Below are 16,514 nucleotides of genomic sequence, written 5' to 3'. Positions count from 1 at the left end.
AAAATGCAAAAAATGAAAGTAATGTCAGTGGTTGGCACTCGCCCTGAAATTATTCGTTTGTCCCGTGTACTTGCTAAGCTTGATGAGCATTGCGAACACATTTTAGTACACACTGGGCAAAACTATGACTTTGAGCTAAATGAAGTTTTCTTTAATGACCTTGGTGTTCGAAAGCCAGATTATTTCCTAAATGCAGCAGGTAAAAATGCAGCAGAAACTATTGGCCAAGTGATTATCAAAGTTGATGAAGTACTTGAGCAAGTACAGCCAGAAGCAATGCTTGTACTAGGTGATACTAACTCGTGTATTTCAGCGCTGCCTGCAAAACGTCGTAAAGTGCCAATCTTCCATATGGAAGCGGGCAACCGTTGTTTTGATCAACGTGTCCCTGAAGAGACTAACCGCCGTATTGTTGATCACACTTCTGATATCAACCTAACATACAGCACCATCGCTCGTGATTACCTACTTTCTGAAGGCATACCTGCCGATCGTGTGATCAAGACGGGCAGCCCTATGTTTGAAGTTCTGAATCATTACATGGATCAAATTGACGCTTCGGACGTTCTGCAAAGACTGGAACTAAACCAAGGAGAATACTTCGTAGTAAGCTTGCACCGTGAAGAGAATGTGGATTCACCTAAGCAATTGGCGAAGTTAGCTGAAACGCTAAACACGGTCGCGGAAAGCTATGATTTACCACTTATCGTTTCTACTCACCCACGTACGAGAAATCGTATTGAGGCCCAAGGGCTAGAGTTTCAAAAAAATATCCAGCTACTTAAACCAATGGGCTTCCATGATTACAACCATCTTCAAAAGAACGCAAAAGCGGTGCTTTCTGATAGCGGCACCATCAATGAAGAGTCTTCAATCATGAATTTCCCTGCGCTGAACATGCGTGAAGCACATGAAAGACCAGAAGGTATGGAAGAAGCGTCAGTAATGATGGTTGGCTTAGCTGTTGAGCGCGTAATGCAAGGTTTGAAAGTGCTGGAAAGCCAGCCGTCAGGCGAAACTCGCTTATTACGTCAAGTAGAAGATTACAGCATGCCAAATGTGTCTGATAAGGTGGTACGTATTATCCACTCTTACACAGACTACGTTAAACGAGTTGTTTGGAAAGAATACTAATCCAATGAAAATTCTATTCATTAGTCAGTTGTACGACCCAGAGTATTCCATTAAAGGTCACGCTTTAATGAAACACTGGGTTGACCAAGGCCATGAAGTAGAAGTTATTACCACTTTTCCTAACTATCCAGTGGGGAAAGTGTATGACGGATATAAAGTAAAGCTAGTTGACGAACGCTATAAAGACCAAGTCAAAATCACACGGGTCTGGTCTCATATCTCCCACTCTAAATCAAAGTTATCTAGGGCCTGGAGTTACGTTAGTTTTACGTTTATGGCATTGCTATTTGCGTTGAAATCAAAAAATGTTTCGGTGGTTTATACCTATCATCCTCAATCTACGACGGGGTTGATTGGTATGTTAATGACCCTATTCAAACGCGTTCCATACGTTACTGATGTACAAGATTTGTGGCCTGATTCACTGGCGGCGACGGGGCTTGGCAGCAACAAAATCGTTACTTCCTTGATTGGTGGTTGGTGTGGGTTAGTTTATAAATACTCCAGTCAAATTGTTGTCTTATCTGAAGGCTTTAAGAAGACTCTTATTGAGCGAGGGGTCAAGGAAGATAAGATCGATGTGGTATATAACTGGTGTCCAGAAGAAGCCTTGATTTCTTCCGCTTTGGATCAGTCGACGTACAACGTGACTTCTAACCCAACCGTTAAACTGGCGTATGCTGGTAACTTGGGCGCCGCGCAGGACTTGAAGTCTGTGGTTCAAGCGATGGGGTTGTTGGGTGATGTTGATGTTCACCTATCTCTTATTGGTGGCGGTGTTGAAAGGGAATCTCTTGAAAAAGAAGTAAAGGACTTAAAACTGAAGAATGTCGATTTCTTAGGGTATGTCCCTCCAAAAGATCTTTTTTCTGAGTTGGTTAACTATGATGCATTACTAGTTCACCTTCGAGATGAACCTCTGTTCAAAATCACAATACCATCGAAAACCCAGTCCTACACTGCATTAGCCAAGCCAATCATTATGGCGGTATCAGGTGAGACACAAGATATCATTCGTGAAGGTGAATGCGGTTATTACCCAGCGCCAAGTAATCCTGAGTCTATAGCTGATGCGATCAGAGAGTTATCAAATAGTCGAGACGGTTGGCTATCGCTAGGGAGTAATTCTAGGAAGACTTATTTAAGTAAGTTTTCTTTAGAGAGTGGCTATCGCTCACTAGATTCAGTTTTAAAAAAGGCGGTGTCATATGGAAGTTAGAGACGCAACGTATGAAGATGTTGAGCGCATTGTAGAGATCCATATCAATGCGTTTGAGGACTTCTTTTTGACTTTCTTAGGGCATAAATTCTTACGTCTCCTATATACAGGTTTTATTAGTAAAGGCGTACTACGAGTCGCTGTTGTCGATTTTGAAGTTATTGGTTTTTCTGCTGGCACAGAGCAACCAGACGTTTTTTTCTCAAATTTGAGAAAAGAGAAATGGTTATCATTTATTTTAGCCGCCACCCCAAGTTTAATCAAAAAACCATCTTTAGTTATCAAAAAGCTTTATGGTGCAATCTTCTATAAGGGTGATTCCGTTGGAAGGCTAAAAAATAGCTTTTTACTAAGTAGTTTAGCTGTTGAGCCTTATTTGGAAGGCAAAGGTATCGGTAAGTTTTTAATCAATGATTTGAATGAGGTACTATCTGAGAAAAGGACTTCTGAGACTATTTATCTAATTACAGACAAGAATCAAAATGGCTCTGTGTTGGGCTTCTACAATAAATGTGGATTCTCAATTGAGTCAGAGTTTAAGCAGTCAGGTCAGCGAGAAATGTTAAGATTAATCAAATCAGTTGAGGTAGTTTGAAGAGATGAGTACAGATTTTTTACCGTTTGCTCTGCCGGAAATTGGCGAAGAAGAGATTGCTGAAGTCGTAGATTCCCTGCGCTCTGGTTGGGTTACGACAGGCCCCAAAGCTAAACGACTCGAAGAAAATTTTGTATCGTTTTTAGGTCGTGAAGGTCTTGAAGCGGTGGCTGTAAACTCGGCTACTTCTGGCTTGCACTTAGCTTTAGAAGCAGTGGGTGTTGGTGAAGGTGATGAAGTTATCTTACCTACTTATACGTTTACAGCGACAGCGGAAATTGTACGGTACCTTGGTGCGACGCCAGTAATGGTTGATATCGAGCCAGACACGTACAACATGGCAGTATCGGCTTTTGAAAATGCGATCACTGATAAAACCAAAGCGGTTATTCCTGTGCACTTTGCTGGCTACGCATGTGAGATGAACTCCATCTTGAGCATTGCTAAGTCTCATGGCATTAAGGTCGTTGAAGATGCCGCTCATGCTTTACCAACTCTATATAAAGGCCAGCTAATTGGCACTTTAGATAGCGATGTCACGGTATTTAGCTTCTATGCGAATAAGACAATGACAACAGGTGAAGGTGGTATGTTGGTGACAAGTTGCCGTGATATCGCGGCGAGATGTAAGGTGATGAGATTGCACGGGATCAGCCGTGACGCCTTTGATCGCTACACCTCTACTAAACCCGCATGGTCATATGAAGTGGTTGCTCCTGGCTACAAGTACAATATGACTGATATCGCTGCTGCAATTGGTATTCACCAATTAGCAAGGTTGCGTTCGTTCCACGAAAAACGCGTTTCCATGGCTAAGCATTACAACAAAGAGTTGCAAGGTTTACCTCTATCGACACCACCATACCCAGAAAATATTGCGGACCATGCTTGGCATTTGTACCCAATCAAGATAGATGCTGCTGTGATTAACCGAGATAAGTTTATTGAAGAAATGTCTGCAATCGGTATTGGATGCTCCGTTCACTTCATTCCTCTTCATTTACATCCTTACTGGAGAGATGAATACGCTTTGACTCCAGAGATGTTCCCAGTTGCTCAAGAGCTGTTTGAAAATGAAGTTACGATCCCGTTATATACGAAGATGAGTGAAGCAGATGTTGACCGGGTGGTTAGGGGGGTCAAGCAGGTGTTAAGATATGCTTAAGCGAACTTTTGATTTAGTTTGTAGTATTATGGGACTGGTACTGCTTGCTCCGCTTTTCATTATTGTAGCGTTTTGGATTAAGCTGGACTCTTCAGGGCCGATTTTTTTCCGCCAAGAAAGAGTGGGCAGAAACGGTGAAGTTTTTAGAATCCATAAGTTTAGAACCATGCGCAGTGATACTGAAAATATAGGACGCTTAACCGTTGGCAAAGACAGCCGAATTACTACTTCAGGGCAATTTCTTAGAAAGTCGAAAGTAGATGAACTTCCTCAACTTATTGATGTGGTCCTAGGCAAGATGAGCCTTGTTGGTCCTCGCCCTGAAGTTCTAGAGTTTATCGATGAATATCCAAGTGATGTTAGAGATATAGTTCTTTCTGTTAGACCAGGAATCACAGATAAAGCATCTATAGAAATGGTTGATGAGAATGAAATCCTTGGCAAGTATGACGACCCTCGCAAAGCTTATATTGAGCATATTTTGCCAGTAAAACAGCGTTACTACATAGAGTACGTAGAAAAACAGAGTTTGTTTCTTGATATGTCATTGATCTTTAAAACTTTATTGAGGATAATTGGCGATAGAGATAGTTCATCCCACCGTGGTTGACGGCGTATTCTTGAGTGAAGAAATAGTTCTGGCTATTGGTACAGCACATATGCTGTCACTGTCAACGACTTTTTTCAACGTCTTAACGCTGATGGCTTCTCATCCTTGAGACGACATCACGCTTCACGGTTTGGGTTATTGACGCTGCTACGGTGCGCCAATAGTCTCCTTTTGCTGGTGTGGTGTTTGCGAAGCAGCTTTGCTGCTTTCTGTCAGTACTACCAGATATTTCAATGTAATCGGGTTTGGAACCGGTATTCCCATGCTTTCTACAATCTTTGCTCTGCCGCGTTGGTCTAAACGAGTAATCACTGTTGCGTTCGATGTTGTCGCGCTGCTTTCCGCTTTTTATCTTGCGATTGTGCTTCGCTATAGTGATCTCAGTATCACCGTTACTCAAACACAGGGGCAGATAATTCTGTTGACCGCGTTGATCACGGTCGCGGTGTTCATTAAGCTTGGTTTGTATCGTGCCGTGATCCGTTATCTTGGCTATCGAGCACTGCGTGCGGTATTCATTGGTGCAGCCTTCAGTGCCATTACTTTATTTGCTTTAGACGCGTTGTTAAACGCGGGGTTACCACGCTCGGTATTCGTTATTTATTGGGCGGTTGCTTCATTGTATTGCGGCCTACCGCGTATGTTCGTTCGAGCACTGGTGTACGCAAACAGCAACAGCAGCAAAGAGCGCGTCATCATTTATGGCGCTGGCAGCTCTGGTCGACAGCTTGCGTCATCATTAAATCACGGCAGTGAATATCGGCCTATTGCATTTATCGACGACAAGGCGGATCTCCAAGGCAAAACCGTTCTCGATACGTTTGTCTACGAAGCGGATGCGATAAGTTCTTTGATTGAAACTCACCTCGTACGCAAAGTGCTGCTCGCGATGCCGTCCTGTTCTCGCTCTCGTCGCAAGGAAGTGATCGAATTTTTAGAACAGTTTCCCGTTGAGGTGCTGAGCATCCCAGGCTCTGCTGACTTGGTTGCTGGTGCAACTAATATTGACCAGTTCCATGAGGTGGCAATTGAGGATCTGTTAGGGCGGGATTCAGTCACGCCTCAGCCGGAGCTCATGGAATCTAATATTCGTGACAAGATCGTTATGGTTACGGGAGCCGGTGGATCGATTGGATCGGAGATGTGCCGTCAGGCGTTGGCCATCGCCCCTAAGAAATTGGTTTTATTTGAACTCTCAGAGTTTGCTCTCTACTCCATTCACCGTGAACTTGAAGAGCTTAAAGTTGGCCTTGGTGTTGATGTTGAGATCGTGCCGTTGATGGGCAATGTACAATATCGTGATCGCCTCATCTCCATCATGAAAGCCTTCGAGGTAGAGACCATTTATCATGCTGCTGCCTACAAACATGTGCCAATCGTTGAGCATAATGTTGCAGAGGGCGTATGCAATAACGTATTTGGTACTTGGCATACCGCCGAGGCTGCGATTGAAGCGGGAGTCGATACTTTTGTGTTGATCTCTACAGATAAAGCCGTTCGTCCAACCAATGTGATGGGAACCACTAAACGGCTCGCAGAATTGGTGCTTCAAGCGTTGGCTAAGCGTCAATCGTCCACCCGTTTTTGCATGGTTCGTTTTGGAAATGTGTTGGGGTCGTCGGGATCCGTAGTTCCGCTGTTTCGCAAACAGATCCAAGCAGGTGGTCCCGTTACGCTTACTCATAAAGATATTACGCGTTACTTTATGACTATTCCTGAGGCAGCACAGCTTGTGATCCAAGCCGGGGCGATGGGGAAGGGCGGTGATGTGTTTGTATTGGACATGGGTGAGCCGGTAAAAATTATCGATCTGGCCGAGCGCATGATCCGCCTTTCCGGCTTAACAGTCAAAAGCGAAAGCGAACCTAGTGGCGATATAGAGATTGTCTTGTCCGGTTTGCGCCCTGGCGAGAAACTTTACGAAGAACTGCTGATCGGCGATGACAATGTTAAACCTACTAGCCATGAGCGGATCATGACAGCCACTGAAGTATCAATGAGTTGGAATGAGGTTCAGGCATTACTAAGCGATATGAAAACCGCAACTCAGGAGTTTGATCAAGCTCGGATCCGAGAGTTGCTATTAAGCGCACCTACCGGCTTCGTTCCTAAGGATGGGATTTGTGATCTAGTTTGGGCAGAGCTGCCAAATCTCGACCAGAGTGGTCAGTTTAATACTAAGACAGCGAGTTAGTTGTAACAGCATTACATTCCTCGGATTTAGGTAAATGTGTGATTCATAGACATCCTTTCAGTATGATTGGGTGTCATGAACAGAGAAGTAAAGCAGCGATTACGGTGGGTAATGCTCATTGAGGAGCTTGGTGATGCAGGGCTGGTTTGTCGACGCTGCGGCATAACACGTCCAACCCTCAGGAAGTGGTGGCGTCGTTATCAAGAAGCTGGTGAAGCAGGGCTACACAGCCAAAGCCGCCGCCCTCATCACTCTCCAAAGTCCAAGGTAGGTAGGCACGAGGAAAAGCTCATCTTGGGGCTACGTCGCTCGCGGAATCTTGGTGCAAGACGAATCCAGAGTGAGCTTCGCAGATAACACTCTCTGTAACTTGCTCTGGCAAAGATTCATAAAGTACTTAGCCGAAATAAGGTGGCACCAGTTACGCGCTATCGGCGCAAGGCTGATTTCATCTGTTATCAACGACCAATTCCCGGTGATCGGGTTCAGATGGATACCTGCAAATGTAATGACCCAGAGAAGAACTGCACAGGGTATAGTGCTATTCAGATCAGGAGTCAGTCATGCAGCACGAACCAGAAGTAAAGCGATGGACCGCCAAGCGAAAGGCGGAGTTGGTCAAGGAAATCATTAAGGGCAAGACCACGGTCAAAGAAGCCAGGATCGCCACACCTCAACGGCATGGTCGAGCGGTCACAAAAATCAGACAAAACCGAGTTCTATGCGACCGTCGATATTGAAGCAGTTGATCTTGAAGGCCAATTTGCAGTCTGGCAGCACTATTACAACTGGGAGCGTCCTCACAGCTCTCTTAATGGCGGACGAATTCTAACGTACGCTCTGATAGACCAGTTGAGAGAGCAGGAATCCACAGAACTGGTCTGTTCCGCCTTCGATATCTCCACATCCTGTTTCTATGACTACAAGGCTCGAAAACGCAGCGTTGACTCCGAGCGTATTAAGTTTCGTAGCGAGCTACGCCGCTTGTTCAAGGAAAGCCGCAGCTCAGTTGGTAGTCGTGCACTGATGTCGATGATGCCGGAATTGGGGCACAACGTTGGTCGCATCAAAGTACGTAGCTTGATGAAGGAGGCAGGGCTGACGTCCAAGCAGCCTGGTTCTCATGCCTATAAAACGGCACAAGTGGAGCGACCGGAGATCCCTTATCGGTTTGATCGGGAGTTCGATGTTGCCGAGCCCAATCAAGTTTGGTGCGGCGATATTACTTATATCCGGGCCGGCGGTCGTTGGCATTATTTGGCTGCAATCATCGACCCTCACAAACGTCGAACTGTGGGCTGGGCCATGTCGGAAAGACCTGATGGCGATTTGGCCGTAAAGGCACTGGAGATGGCATGACAGCAACGCGGTTGCCCAGGTGGTGTGATGTTCCACTCTGACCAGGGAAGCCAATATGCCAGCCGAAAGTTCAGATAACGTCTCTGGCGCTATCGAATGACTCAGAGCATGAGCCGCCGTGGCAATTGGCGGGACAGTGCTCCCATGGAGAGACTTTTGCCGAGTTTGAAGACAGAATGGATCCCATCAACTGGTTACATGACCGCTTGCGAAGCCAAGCGAGACGTCGCCGCATACTTGATGGACTACTACAACTGGCAGCGCCCTCACCAACACAACGATGGGGGGCAGCCTGCGGAAGCCGAGAATCGAGCTAAACAGGTGTCCGGATTTAGTTGACCACTACAGATCAACAGCCTAATTCTGGGTCATTACAGCGACTCCGTTTCACGGAGGGGCGCCCATCTCATCACTACAGCAGTCCCTTGTGATAGCAAAGCTGAAGCAACTTCAACTCTACCAACGAAGTTAAACGCTGCACTAATAAGCTCACAATTGTGAATACCTATATGAAACCACGCTAGAGCCTTGATGACCGAATAAGGTATCATCGCACGCAAAAGATAGACCCTACAGGAAGTTCAAATGAAGAAGATCCTCGTAACAGGCGGCGCTGGCTACATCGGTAGCCACACGCTGGTGCAGTTGCTAGAAAATAACCAAGAAGTTGTTGTACTCGATAACTTGAGCAACAGCTCAGAAGAGTCACTTAAACGGGTAGAAAAGATAACTGGTAGATCAGTGACCTTTTACCATGGCGACATTCTCGACGGCGAGATCCTAAAAACAATCTTTACCGACCATGAAATTGAGTCCGTAGTTCACTTCGCTGGCCTCAAAGCGGTTGGCGAGTCGGTAGCGCAGCCTATTCGGTACTACCAAAACAACGTGCAAGGCACTCTGTCGCTTTGCGAAGCGATGACAAATGCTGGTGTATGCAACCTAGTTTTCTCTTCGTCCGCAACCGTATACGGCGATCCAGCTTCTTTGCCTATTAAAGAAGATTTCCCAGTAGGCGCTACCACTAACCCATACGGCACTAGTAAATACATGGTAGAACGAGTACTGCAGGATCTTCATGTATCCAACAGTAATTGGAACATCGCCATCCTGCGCTACTTCAACCCGGTTGGTGCTCATGAAAGCGGCTTGATTGGTGAAGATCCTAACGACATACCAAACAATCTGATGCCGTTCATCAGCCAAGTTGCTGTTGGTAAGCGAGAGCAGTTATCGGTATTTGGCAATGACTACGATACGCCGGACGGTACCGGCGTACGCGACTACATCCACGTAGTTGATCTGGCTCAAGGTCACTTAAAGGCGCTAGCCAAACTTAAGAGCGCACCTGGTGTGGTAATCTACAACCTTGGCACTGGTGTTGGTTACAGCGTATTGGAAATGGTAAAAGCCTTTGAATCAGGCAGCGAACAAGCCGTACCTTTTCAAATCGTCGACCGCCGCCCTGGTGATATCGCTTCGTGCTATGCCGATCCAAATTATGCGCAACAGGAGCTTGGCTGGAAAGCGACCAAAGGTATCGAAGATATGACGAAAGATACTTGGCGTTGGCAATCAAAAAATCCGAAGGGTTACATGAGTTAAACATCATCGTTAGCGATGATTTAAATAAACTCGGTCCCAAACAGAAAAGTCCCGACCTCAAAATAGAGGTCGGGGCTTTTTACTTGTGTGATTCATATGTAGTGACTCAGATTTCACCTGACAGTTACCCGCTTTTGTAATGACCCAGAGAAGAACTGCACAGGGTATAGTGCTATTCAGATCAGGAGTTAGTCATGCAGCACGAACCAGAAGTAAAGCGATGGACCGCCAAGCGAAAGGCGGAGTTGGTCAAGGAAATCATCAAGGGCAAGACCACGGTCAAAGAAGCCGCCCGAAACTACGATCTCACGCCTGCCGAGGTGGAGCGCTGGGTTGATGACGCCATGATGGGTATGGAGAATGCCCTCAAGGCCAACCCCAAGGATGTCAGGGAACAATACGAGAAGAAGATCGATGATCTTCACGCTGCCTATGGCGAAGCCATGCTTGAGGTTAAATTCCTAAAAAAGTTGCAGCGCCATCTCGACCAGGACGACGGATAGTCCAGCAAGTCAGGGATGAGATGGCCAAGGAAGATCACCCGATCACCATAAGTCAGGCGTGTCGTTGGTTAGGATTGCCCCGTCGCAACTTTTACTACCGAAGCCGAAGGCAGCCGCCCAAGTTGAATGAGGTGCTTGCTCAACGGGTAAAGCGTGTCATTGACGCGCTGCCTTACGCAGGGTACCGAACGGTGGCCTACCTGCTTGGTGAGAACAAGAACACCATCCAACGTCTAATGAAGCTCAAGGGTTGGTAATGCCGCAAGCGCGCCATTGGCTTTCGGCCAAGGGTGGAAGCGAAACGCTCCGTAGCCGATGCACCGAACAAGCGCTGGTCAACAAATATTGCTCGAGTCTGGTGTGGCGAACAGGCTCGCTGAGCCGCTCTGAGTTTGGTCATGGATTGCCATACCCGGGAAGTGCTGGGGTGGAGCCTGAGTAAACGGGGCAATGCTAAATCGGCCGTTGCAGCCTTGGAAGATGCCTTGCTGACCCGTTACGGCACGATTGGTAAAGCCACCCCAGGCTTACAGCTACGAAGCGATAATGGCTTGGTGTTCACATCCAAGCTGTACACCGGCATGGCATACCAATACGGGCTGAAACAGGAGTTTATCCAGCCTCATACACCGCAGCAAAATGGCATGGTGGAACGGTTAATCCGAACCATCAAAGAACAATGCTTGTGGATGCATAACTTCAGTTCTCTGCCGGAGGCGAGAAACGCCATAGGTAAATGGCTGGAGTTTTACAATAATGAGCGCCCGCACCAGGCGTTCAAGATGAAAACACCGGCTGAGGTGAACGCCTGAGCCGCATAAGTTGTGCAGAAAGCGCTGGGTCATTACATTGGTGTCAAGCAAACAGGGCTTTGGTCTCTTGGCTTTGCGCCACGCACGGTTATCGGCGCTTACCGCTTTATAGTGACGACTTCCACGATTCCGGTTTACTTCACGAGATATTGTTGACGGCGATCGTCCCAAGGCTTTAGCTATAGTTCTCAGGCTTTGCTTGGCCGAAAGTCCTGCTCGAATCTCCTTTCTCTCAGCCAAGGTTAAATGGGTAGCTTTTCTCTGTCGCTTCGGTGGTTTGATGCCGCCGGTATCACGAAGCATGGTGAACACCGTGCTAGGTTTGGCATCAAGTTGTTGCGCTATCTCACTAAAGCCGACACCGCGCCTCCATGAATTGAATACGAACCCTCTTTCTTGCTCTGGAAACATACGCTTCATTCAATGATCCTTCACTAACCTCTGTTTTAATACAGTTGTTGCGTTGACCAATTGAATCTACAGTTGCCTTTTTAGCACCGCCTTTTCTCGCTCAAGTCGGTTAATGCGGGCCTCAAGCTCCTGAATTTTCTGCTGCTCCGGGGTAAGAGCCTTGTTGCTCGGAGTCTGGCCACCTCTTTCTGCTTGGAGCTGGCGAACCCAGTTGCGGATCACCGTCTCTCCAACATCGAGTGATCGACTGGCCTCAGGGACGGAGTAGCCCTGGTCGAGTACCAGGCATGCGGCTTCCAGTTTGAACTCCGCAGTGAATGAGCGACGCTTTCTTGTCATTGAACACCTCTTGTTACGGTGGCGACTTTACCACCTAAAGCGGTGTCCGGGATCATTAAACCACCACAGATCACTGGTAAGTTGAGTTTGTTGAAGGGGATGTGCGCGATAAAACTGTATTGCAACGGCTCTTTGCCGAGCATGACATAAAATCGGTGGTTCACTTTGGTGGTCTCAGGGCGGTTGGTGAGTCGGTTTTGCAGCCGCTTAGGTACTATGAAACCAATGTTTACGGTACCATGGTGCTGTGTGAGGTGATGGCCAAAGCTAGGGTCTTTGATTTAGTGTTTTCTTCTTCGGTGACGGTGTATGGCAACCCGTCCTCATTACCCATTCGTGAGGACTTCCCGGTGGGAAACACCACTAACCTTTATGGGACCAGTAAGTATATGGTCGAGAGCGTATTGCACGATCTGTATGTGTCCGACGGTCGCTGGAACATCGCAATCTTACGCTATTTTAATCCGGTTGGGGCTCATGAAAGTGGCTTGATTGGCGAAGATCCTAATGATATTCCCAACAATCTGGTGCCCTTTATTAGCCAGGTGGCGGTAGGCCGACGCGATAGGCTGTCGGTGTTTGGTGGAAACTACGACACTATCGATGGTAACGGCGTTCAAGACTACATTCACGTCGTGGATTTGGCGCTTGGTCACCTTAAGGTGCTGAATAAATTGAAGTCAAATCCTAGTGTCGTGGTCTATAACCTTGGCACCGGCTACAGTGTACTGCAAATGATCCATGCCTTTGAGGCGGGGAGTGGGCAGAAGGTGCCTTATGAGATCGTAGAGTGTGGCCTTGGTGATGTTGCTGCTTGTTATGCCGATCCTGGCAAGACGCTGGCAGAATTAGGGGGGTGCGCAGAGCGAGGCTTTGATGCCATGATGACCGATAGTTGGTGTTGGCAGTCGCAAAATCCTGAAGGGTACCCAAAGTAGGCGCTAACAAATAAAAGGTTGAACGGCATCCCATTTTTCAGAGCCGGTCGCTTTTACTATGACCGGCTTATTCATTGATTAGATAACATTTTCTCAGTTTGGAATTACCGTAAGGAAGAACATAGATGAAGATTGCCATTGCCGGAACAGGCTATGTGGGCTTGTCCAATGCTGTGCTGCTTGCTCAACACAACGAGGTGGTGGCTCTGGACATCGTGCCAGAGAAGGTTGCGTTGTTAAATGAGCGCAAATCGCCCATTGTGGACGCGGAGATCGAAGATTACTTGGCAAATCGAAAGCTCGACTTTCGAGCCACCCTCGATAAAGAGGTGGCGTACCGTGATGCCGAGTATGTGGTGATTGCCACTCCTACGGATTATGACCCTCTAACAAACTACTTCAACACTAAGTCTGTTGAAGCTGTTATTCAGGGTGTGAAGGCCATCAACCCTAAAGCGGTCATGGTGATTAAGTCGACTGTGCCGGTAGGGTACACCCAAAGTGTCAAGGAGAAGTTCGGCTGCGAGAACATCATTTTCTCGCCTGAGTTTCTGCGTGAGGGTAAGGCGCTTTATGACAACCTTCATCCGTCCCGTGTCATTGTTGGTGAGCGCACAGAGCGAGCAAGAGTTTTTGCCAACCTTTTGGTCGAAGGAGCCGAGAAGCAGGATATTCCCGTTCTGTTTACCGATTCCACAGAGGCAGAAGCGGTAAAACTGTTCTCTAATACCTACTTGGCTCTGCGTGTCGCTTACTTCAATGAACTGGACAGCTATGCAGAGACTCATGGTTTGAATACTCGCCAGATCATTGAGGGGGTCGGCTTGGATCCTCGTATTGGTAGTCACTACAACAACCCCAGCTTCGGTTACGGTGGCTACTGCCTGCCGAAAGACACAAAGCAGTTGCGTGCTAACTATGAAGAGGTGCCGAATAACATCATCTCTGCCATCGTTGATGCCAACCGCACCCGCAAGGATTTTGTGGCAGACGCCATCATTGCCAAACAGCCCAAAGTGGTCGGCGTCCATCGTTTGATCATGAAAGCAGGCTCAGACAACTTCCGTGCGTCCTCAATTCAAGGTGTCATGAAGCGTATCAAGGCTAAAGGTATTGAAGTGGTGGTCTATGAGCCTGTACTCAAAGAGGAGCACTTCTTTAACTCTCGAGTGATTGCTGATCTGGACGAGTTCAAGAAGGTTTCTGATGTTATTGTGGCCAACCGACTGACTGACGACATCAAAGATGTTGCCGATAAGGTCTACACTCGCGACTTGTTTGGAAGTGATTAGTCAAGGTTGCTGATGCAACGTTTAGCACTTTTAGAGCCGGCTCCAAGGTGAGTCGGCTAATTGCTTTCCTTCTTGTTTGTCATTAACTTGCAATACATTTCTTTCACGCTGAGTTCGTCAGGCTGCCTAAAGCAATTGGGCGAGTCCAGTCGAGTCAGTAGTATTCTCTTATGGTTAACCAAATCGATTTCGAGTGAACCAGATGATTTCTAAAGTAGTAATTCCTGTCGCGGGGTTGGGAACCCGCATGTTGCCCGCTACAAAGGCCATCCCTAAAGAGATGCTCCCTTTGGTGGACAAGCCATTGATCCAGTACATCGTCAATGAGTGTGCAGCCGCAGGCTTTAAAGAGATTGTTCTGGTGACTCACGCATCAAAAAATGCCATTGAAAACCACTTCGATACCTCTTTTGAACTTGAGGCAACCCTGGAGAAGCGGGTAAAACGCCAGCTCCTGGATGAAGTGCAGTCTATCTGCCCGAAAGGCGTTACCATCATGCATGTTCGCCAAGGAGAAGCTAAGGGACTGGGGCATGCCATTCAGTGTGCTCAGCCGCTGGTTGGGGAGAACCCCTTCGCTGTGGTGCTACCTGACGTGATTCTGGATGAGTACACGGCAAACCAGAAATCAGAAAATCTGGCTGCGATGAAACAACGTTTCGTTGAGACTCGCAGCAGTCAGATTATGGTTGAAGCCGTACCCCGGGAAGAGGTTTCTAAGTACGGCATTGCAGACTGTGATGCTTCCGGCCTTCGCCCCGGAGAAAGTGTCGAGATGAAAGGCGTAGTTGAGAAGCCTGATGCTGAAGAAGCTCCATCCAACATGGCAGTGGTAGGTCGCTATGTGCTTTCTGGCGCTATCTGGCCCCTCCTGGAAAAGACGCCTCCTGGAGCCGGTGGCGAGATTCAACTGACCGATGCCATCGCTATGCTGATGGAATCAGAGATTGTTGAAGCGTTTCAGATGTCCGGTGAGTCTCATGATTGCGGAGACAAGCTGGGTTATATGAAAGCCAACATTGATTATGCTCTGCGACATTCCGGTCTTGGTAATGAGTTCCGCGAGTATCTGAAGTCTTTGGACTTGTGATTTTGTTTCGCTGAGTAGAAAAAGCGCTGCATTGCAGCGCTTTTTTTGTTTTTGGGGTTAGTGCATCTAAAGAGCCTTGAAGGTATCTAGAGTCTGATCGACTGTCCTTGATGAGGGAAAGCCACTGGATCCCAGCCTGCGTCGGGATGATGATTGTGCGGGCGGTGAGGAAGGCTCTTCGTTGCTGCCCTATGTGCGGTCAGTCAGTGTCGAGTTCAGAGACGCTGGATCCCGGCCTTCGCCGGGATGACGATTGTGCGGGCGGTGAGAAAGCTCTTCGTTACTGATCTCTGTGCGGCCGGTGAGTGTCGAGTTCACAGACGCTGGGTCCTGGCATTCGCCGGGATGACGATTGTGTGGATGGTGAGGAAGGCTCTTCGTTAGCGACCTTTGTGTGGTCGGTTTGTAGTGGTCAACTAAATCCGGACACCTGTTTAGCCCGATTCTCGGCTTCCGCAGGCGGCACCCCATCATTGTGTTGGTGAGGGCGCTGCCAGTTGTAGTAGTCCATCAAGTATGCGGCGACGTCTCGCTTGGCTTCGCGAGCCGTCATGTAACCAGTTGATGGGATCCATTCTGTCTTCAAGCTCCGGAACAGTCTCTCCATGGGAGCGTTGTCCCAGCAATTGCCACGGCGGCTCATGCTCTGAGTCATTCGATAGCGCCAGAGACGTTGTCTGAACTTTCGGCTGGCATATTGGCTTCCCTGGTCAGAGTGGAACATCACACCATCTGGGCAACCGCGTTGCTGGTATGCCATCTCGAGTGCCTTTACGGCCAAATCGGCATCAGGTCTTTCCGACATGGCCCAGCCCACAGTTCGACGTGTGTGAAGGTCGATGATTGCAGCCAAATAATGCCAACGACCAGCGGCCCAGATATAAGTAATATCGCCGCACCAAACTTGATTGGGCTCGGCAACATCGAACTCCCGATCAAGCCGATTAGGGATGTCCGGTCGCTCCACTTGAGCCGTTTTATAGGCATGAGAACCAGGCTGCTTGGACGTCAGCCCTGCCTCCTTCATCAAGCTACGTACTTTGAAGCGACCAATTTTGTGCCCCAATTCCTGCATCATCGACATCAGTGCACGACTACCAGCTGAGCTGCGGCTTTCCTTGAACAAGCGGCGTAGCTCGCTACGAAACTTGATACGCTCAGAGTCAACGCAGCGTTTTCGAGCCTTGTAGTCATAGAAACAGGATGTGGAGATATCGAAGGCGGAACAGACCAGTTCTGTGGATTCCT

Annotated in this window: 12 protein-coding genes and 5 pseudogenes; 14 read left to right on the top strand and 3 right to left on the bottom strand. The window is 47.8% G+C overall.

The features are described 5' to 3' along the window. Positions 1-3 precede the first annotated feature (3 nt). The 11 genes and pseudogenes from wecB (at position 4) to ACN0R1_RS18570 (ending at position 11,196) form a co-directional block, all read left to right on the top strand. Positions 4-1,134: a non-hydrolyzing UDP-N-acetylglucosamine 2-epimerase gene (wecB, locus tag ACN0R1_RS18620; protein WP_417585591.1), complete on the top strand. Its 1,131-nt coding sequence runs from the start codon at positions 4-6 to the stop codon at positions 1,132-1,134. Between the two features lie 67 nt (positions 1,135-1,201). Beyond that, a complete protein-coding gene (locus ACN0R1_RS18615; RefSeq protein ID WP_417585589.1) occupies positions 1,202-2,353 on the top strand; it encodes a glycosyltransferase family 4 protein in 1,152 nt (383 codons plus the stop codon). Next, entirely contained in the window at positions 2,343-2,948 is a 606-nt protein-coding gene (locus ACN0R1_RS18610) for a GNAT family N-acetyltransferase (protein WP_417585587.1), read from the top strand. The genes ACN0R1_RS18615 and ACN0R1_RS18610 overlap by 11 nt, the downstream gene beginning before the upstream one ends. Positions 2,949-2,952: 4 nt before the next feature. Next, the gene (locus ACN0R1_RS18605) at positions 2,953-4,113 is read left to right on the top strand and encodes a DegT/DnrJ/EryC1/StrS family aminotransferase (protein WP_417585585.1); all 1,161 of its coding nucleotides are present in this window, start codon (positions 2,953-2,955) and stop codon (positions 4,111-4,113) included. Further along, positions 4,106-4,723 carry a sugar transferase gene (locus ACN0R1_RS18600; protein ID WP_417585583.1) on the top strand — a complete coding sequence of 206 codons (618 nt, stop codon included), beginning with the start codon at positions 4,106-4,108 and terminating at the stop codon, positions 4,721-4,723. The genes ACN0R1_RS18605 and ACN0R1_RS18600 overlap by 8 nt, the downstream gene beginning before the upstream one ends. Positions 4,724-4,985: 262 nt before the next feature. After that, positions 4,986-6,917, top strand: a complete 1,932-nt coding sequence (locus ACN0R1_RS18595; protein WP_417585581.1) for a polysaccharide biosynthesis protein — start codon at positions 4,986-4,988, stop codon at positions 6,915-6,917. 75 nt (positions 6,918-6,992) lie between these two features. Then, positions 6,993-7,737: pseudogene (locus ACN0R1_RS18590) on the top strand (helix-turn-helix domain-containing protein); the annotation flags it as partial. Further along, positions 7,725-8,615, top strand: a pseudogene (locus ACN0R1_RS18585) (IS3 family transposase); the annotation flags it as partial. The pseudogenes ACN0R1_RS18590 and ACN0R1_RS18585, both read left to right, overlap by 13 nt. A gap of 246 nt (positions 8,616-8,861) precedes the next feature. Continuing rightward, positions 8,862-9,881 (top strand): UDP-glucose 4-epimerase GalE, encoded by a 1,020-nt coding sequence (galE, locus tag ACN0R1_RS18580; RefSeq protein WP_417585579.1) that lies wholly within the window; start codon positions 8,862-8,864, stop codon positions 9,879-9,881. Positions 9,882-10,075: 194 nt separating this feature from the next. Further along, a complete protein-coding gene (locus ACN0R1_RS18575; RefSeq protein ID WP_417585577.1) occupies positions 10,076-10,384 on the top strand; it encodes a transposase in 309 nt (102 codons plus the stop codon). A 398-nt stretch (positions 10,385-10,782) separates the two neighbouring features. Next, positions 10,783-11,196 (top strand): transposase, encoded by a 414-nt coding sequence (locus ACN0R1_RS18570; protein WP_417585575.1) that lies wholly within the window; start codon positions 10,783-10,785, stop codon positions 11,194-11,196. Between the two features lie 33 nt (positions 11,197-11,229). On the opposite strand, the pseudogene ACN0R1_RS18565 reads toward ACN0R1_RS18570, so the two are convergent. Together ACN0R1_RS18565 and ACN0R1_RS18560 are read right to left on the bottom strand one after the other, a co-directional pair. Further along, a pseudogene (locus ACN0R1_RS18565) lies at positions 11,230-11,616 on the bottom strand (transposase); the annotation flags it as partial. Positions 11,617-11,682: 66 nt separating this feature from the next. After that, positions 11,683-11,946: pseudogene (locus ACN0R1_RS18560) on the bottom strand (transposase); the annotation flags it as partial. Between the two features lie 92 nt (positions 11,947-12,038). Here ACN0R1_RS18560 and galE (ACN0R1_RS18555) point away from each other — a divergent pair. The 3 genes and pseudogenes from galE (ACN0R1_RS18555) to galU form a co-directional block, all read left to right on the top strand. Continuing rightward, positions 12,039-12,884: pseudogene (gene galE, locus ACN0R1_RS18555) on the top strand (UDP-glucose 4-epimerase GalE); the annotation flags it as partial. Between the two features lie 125 nt (positions 12,885-13,009). Then, positions 13,010-14,176, top strand: coding sequence for a nucleotide sugar dehydrogenase (locus ACN0R1_RS18550; protein ID WP_417585573.1), 1,167 nt, complete (start codon positions 13,010-13,012; stop codon positions 14,174-14,176). 202 nt (positions 14,177-14,378) lie between these two features. Beyond that, complete coding sequence (galU, locus tag ACN0R1_RS18545; RefSeq protein ID WP_417585571.1) at positions 14,379-15,266, top strand: UTP--glucose-1-phosphate uridylyltransferase GalU; 888 nt, start codon at positions 14,379-14,381, stop codon at positions 15,264-15,266. Positions 15,267-15,678: 412 nt separating this feature from the next. Here galU and ACN0R1_RS18540 read toward each other — a convergent pair. Continuing rightward, a partial coding sequence (locus ACN0R1_RS18540; RefSeq protein ID WP_417585569.1) for an IS3 family transposase occupies positions 15,679-16,514 on the bottom strand: 836 nt, incomplete at its 5' end.

The organism is Nitrincola sp. (assembly GCF_048264025.1).
Classification (GTDB): domain Bacteria; phylum Pseudomonadota; class Gammaproteobacteria; order Pseudomonadales; family Balneatricaceae; genus Nitrincola.
The sequence above is the reverse complement of the archived record's forward strand: the minus strand, read 5'-3'. Positions and strand labels throughout refer to the sequence as shown.

What these genes read in the sequence shown, in the direction of transcription:
- ACN0R1_RS18600 (WP_417585583.1), top strand. Translation starts at nt 4,106, where the DNA reads ATGCTTAAGCGAACTTTTGATTTAGTTTGTAGTATTATGGGACTGGTA.
- ACN0R1_RS18550 (WP_417585573.1), top strand. Translation starts at nt 13,010, where the DNA reads ATGAAGATTGCCATTGCCGGAACAGGCTATGTGGGCTTGTCCAATGCT.
- ACN0R1_RS18595 (WP_417585581.1), top strand. Translation starts at nt 4,986, where the DNA reads ATGCTTTCTACAATCTTTGCTCTGCCGCGTTGGTCTAAACGAGTAATC.
- ACN0R1_RS18570 (WP_417585575.1), top strand. Translation starts at nt 10,783, where the DNA reads ATGGATTGCCATACCCGGGAAGTGCTGGGGTGGAGCCTGAGTAAACGG.
- ACN0R1_RS18605 (WP_417585585.1), top strand. Translation starts at nt 2,953, where the DNA reads ATGAGTACAGATTTTTTACCGTTTGCTCTGCCGGAAATTGGCGAAGAA.
- galU (WP_417585571.1), top strand. Translation starts at nt 14,379, where the DNA reads ATGATTTCTAAAGTAGTAATTCCTGTCGCGGGGTTGGGAACCCGCATG.
- ACN0R1_RS18575 (WP_417585577.1), top strand. Translation starts at nt 10,076, where the DNA reads ATGCAGCACGAACCAGAAGTAAAGCGATGGACCGCCAAGCGAAAGGCG.
- ACN0R1_RS18610 (WP_417585587.1), top strand. Translation starts at nt 2,343, where the DNA reads ATGGAAGTTAGAGACGCAACGTATGAAGATGTTGAGCGCATTGTAGAG.
- ACN0R1_RS18615 (WP_417585589.1), top strand. Translation starts at nt 1,202, where the DNA reads ATGAAACACTGGGTTGACCAAGGCCATGAAGTAGAAGTTATTACCACT.
- wecB (WP_417585591.1), top strand. Translation starts at nt 4, where the DNA reads ATGCAAAAAATGAAAGTAATGTCAGTGGTTGGCACTCGCCCTGAAATT.
- galE (WP_417585579.1), top strand. Translation starts at nt 8,862, where the DNA reads ATGAAGAAGATCCTCGTAACAGGCGGCGCTGGCTACATCGGTAGCCAC.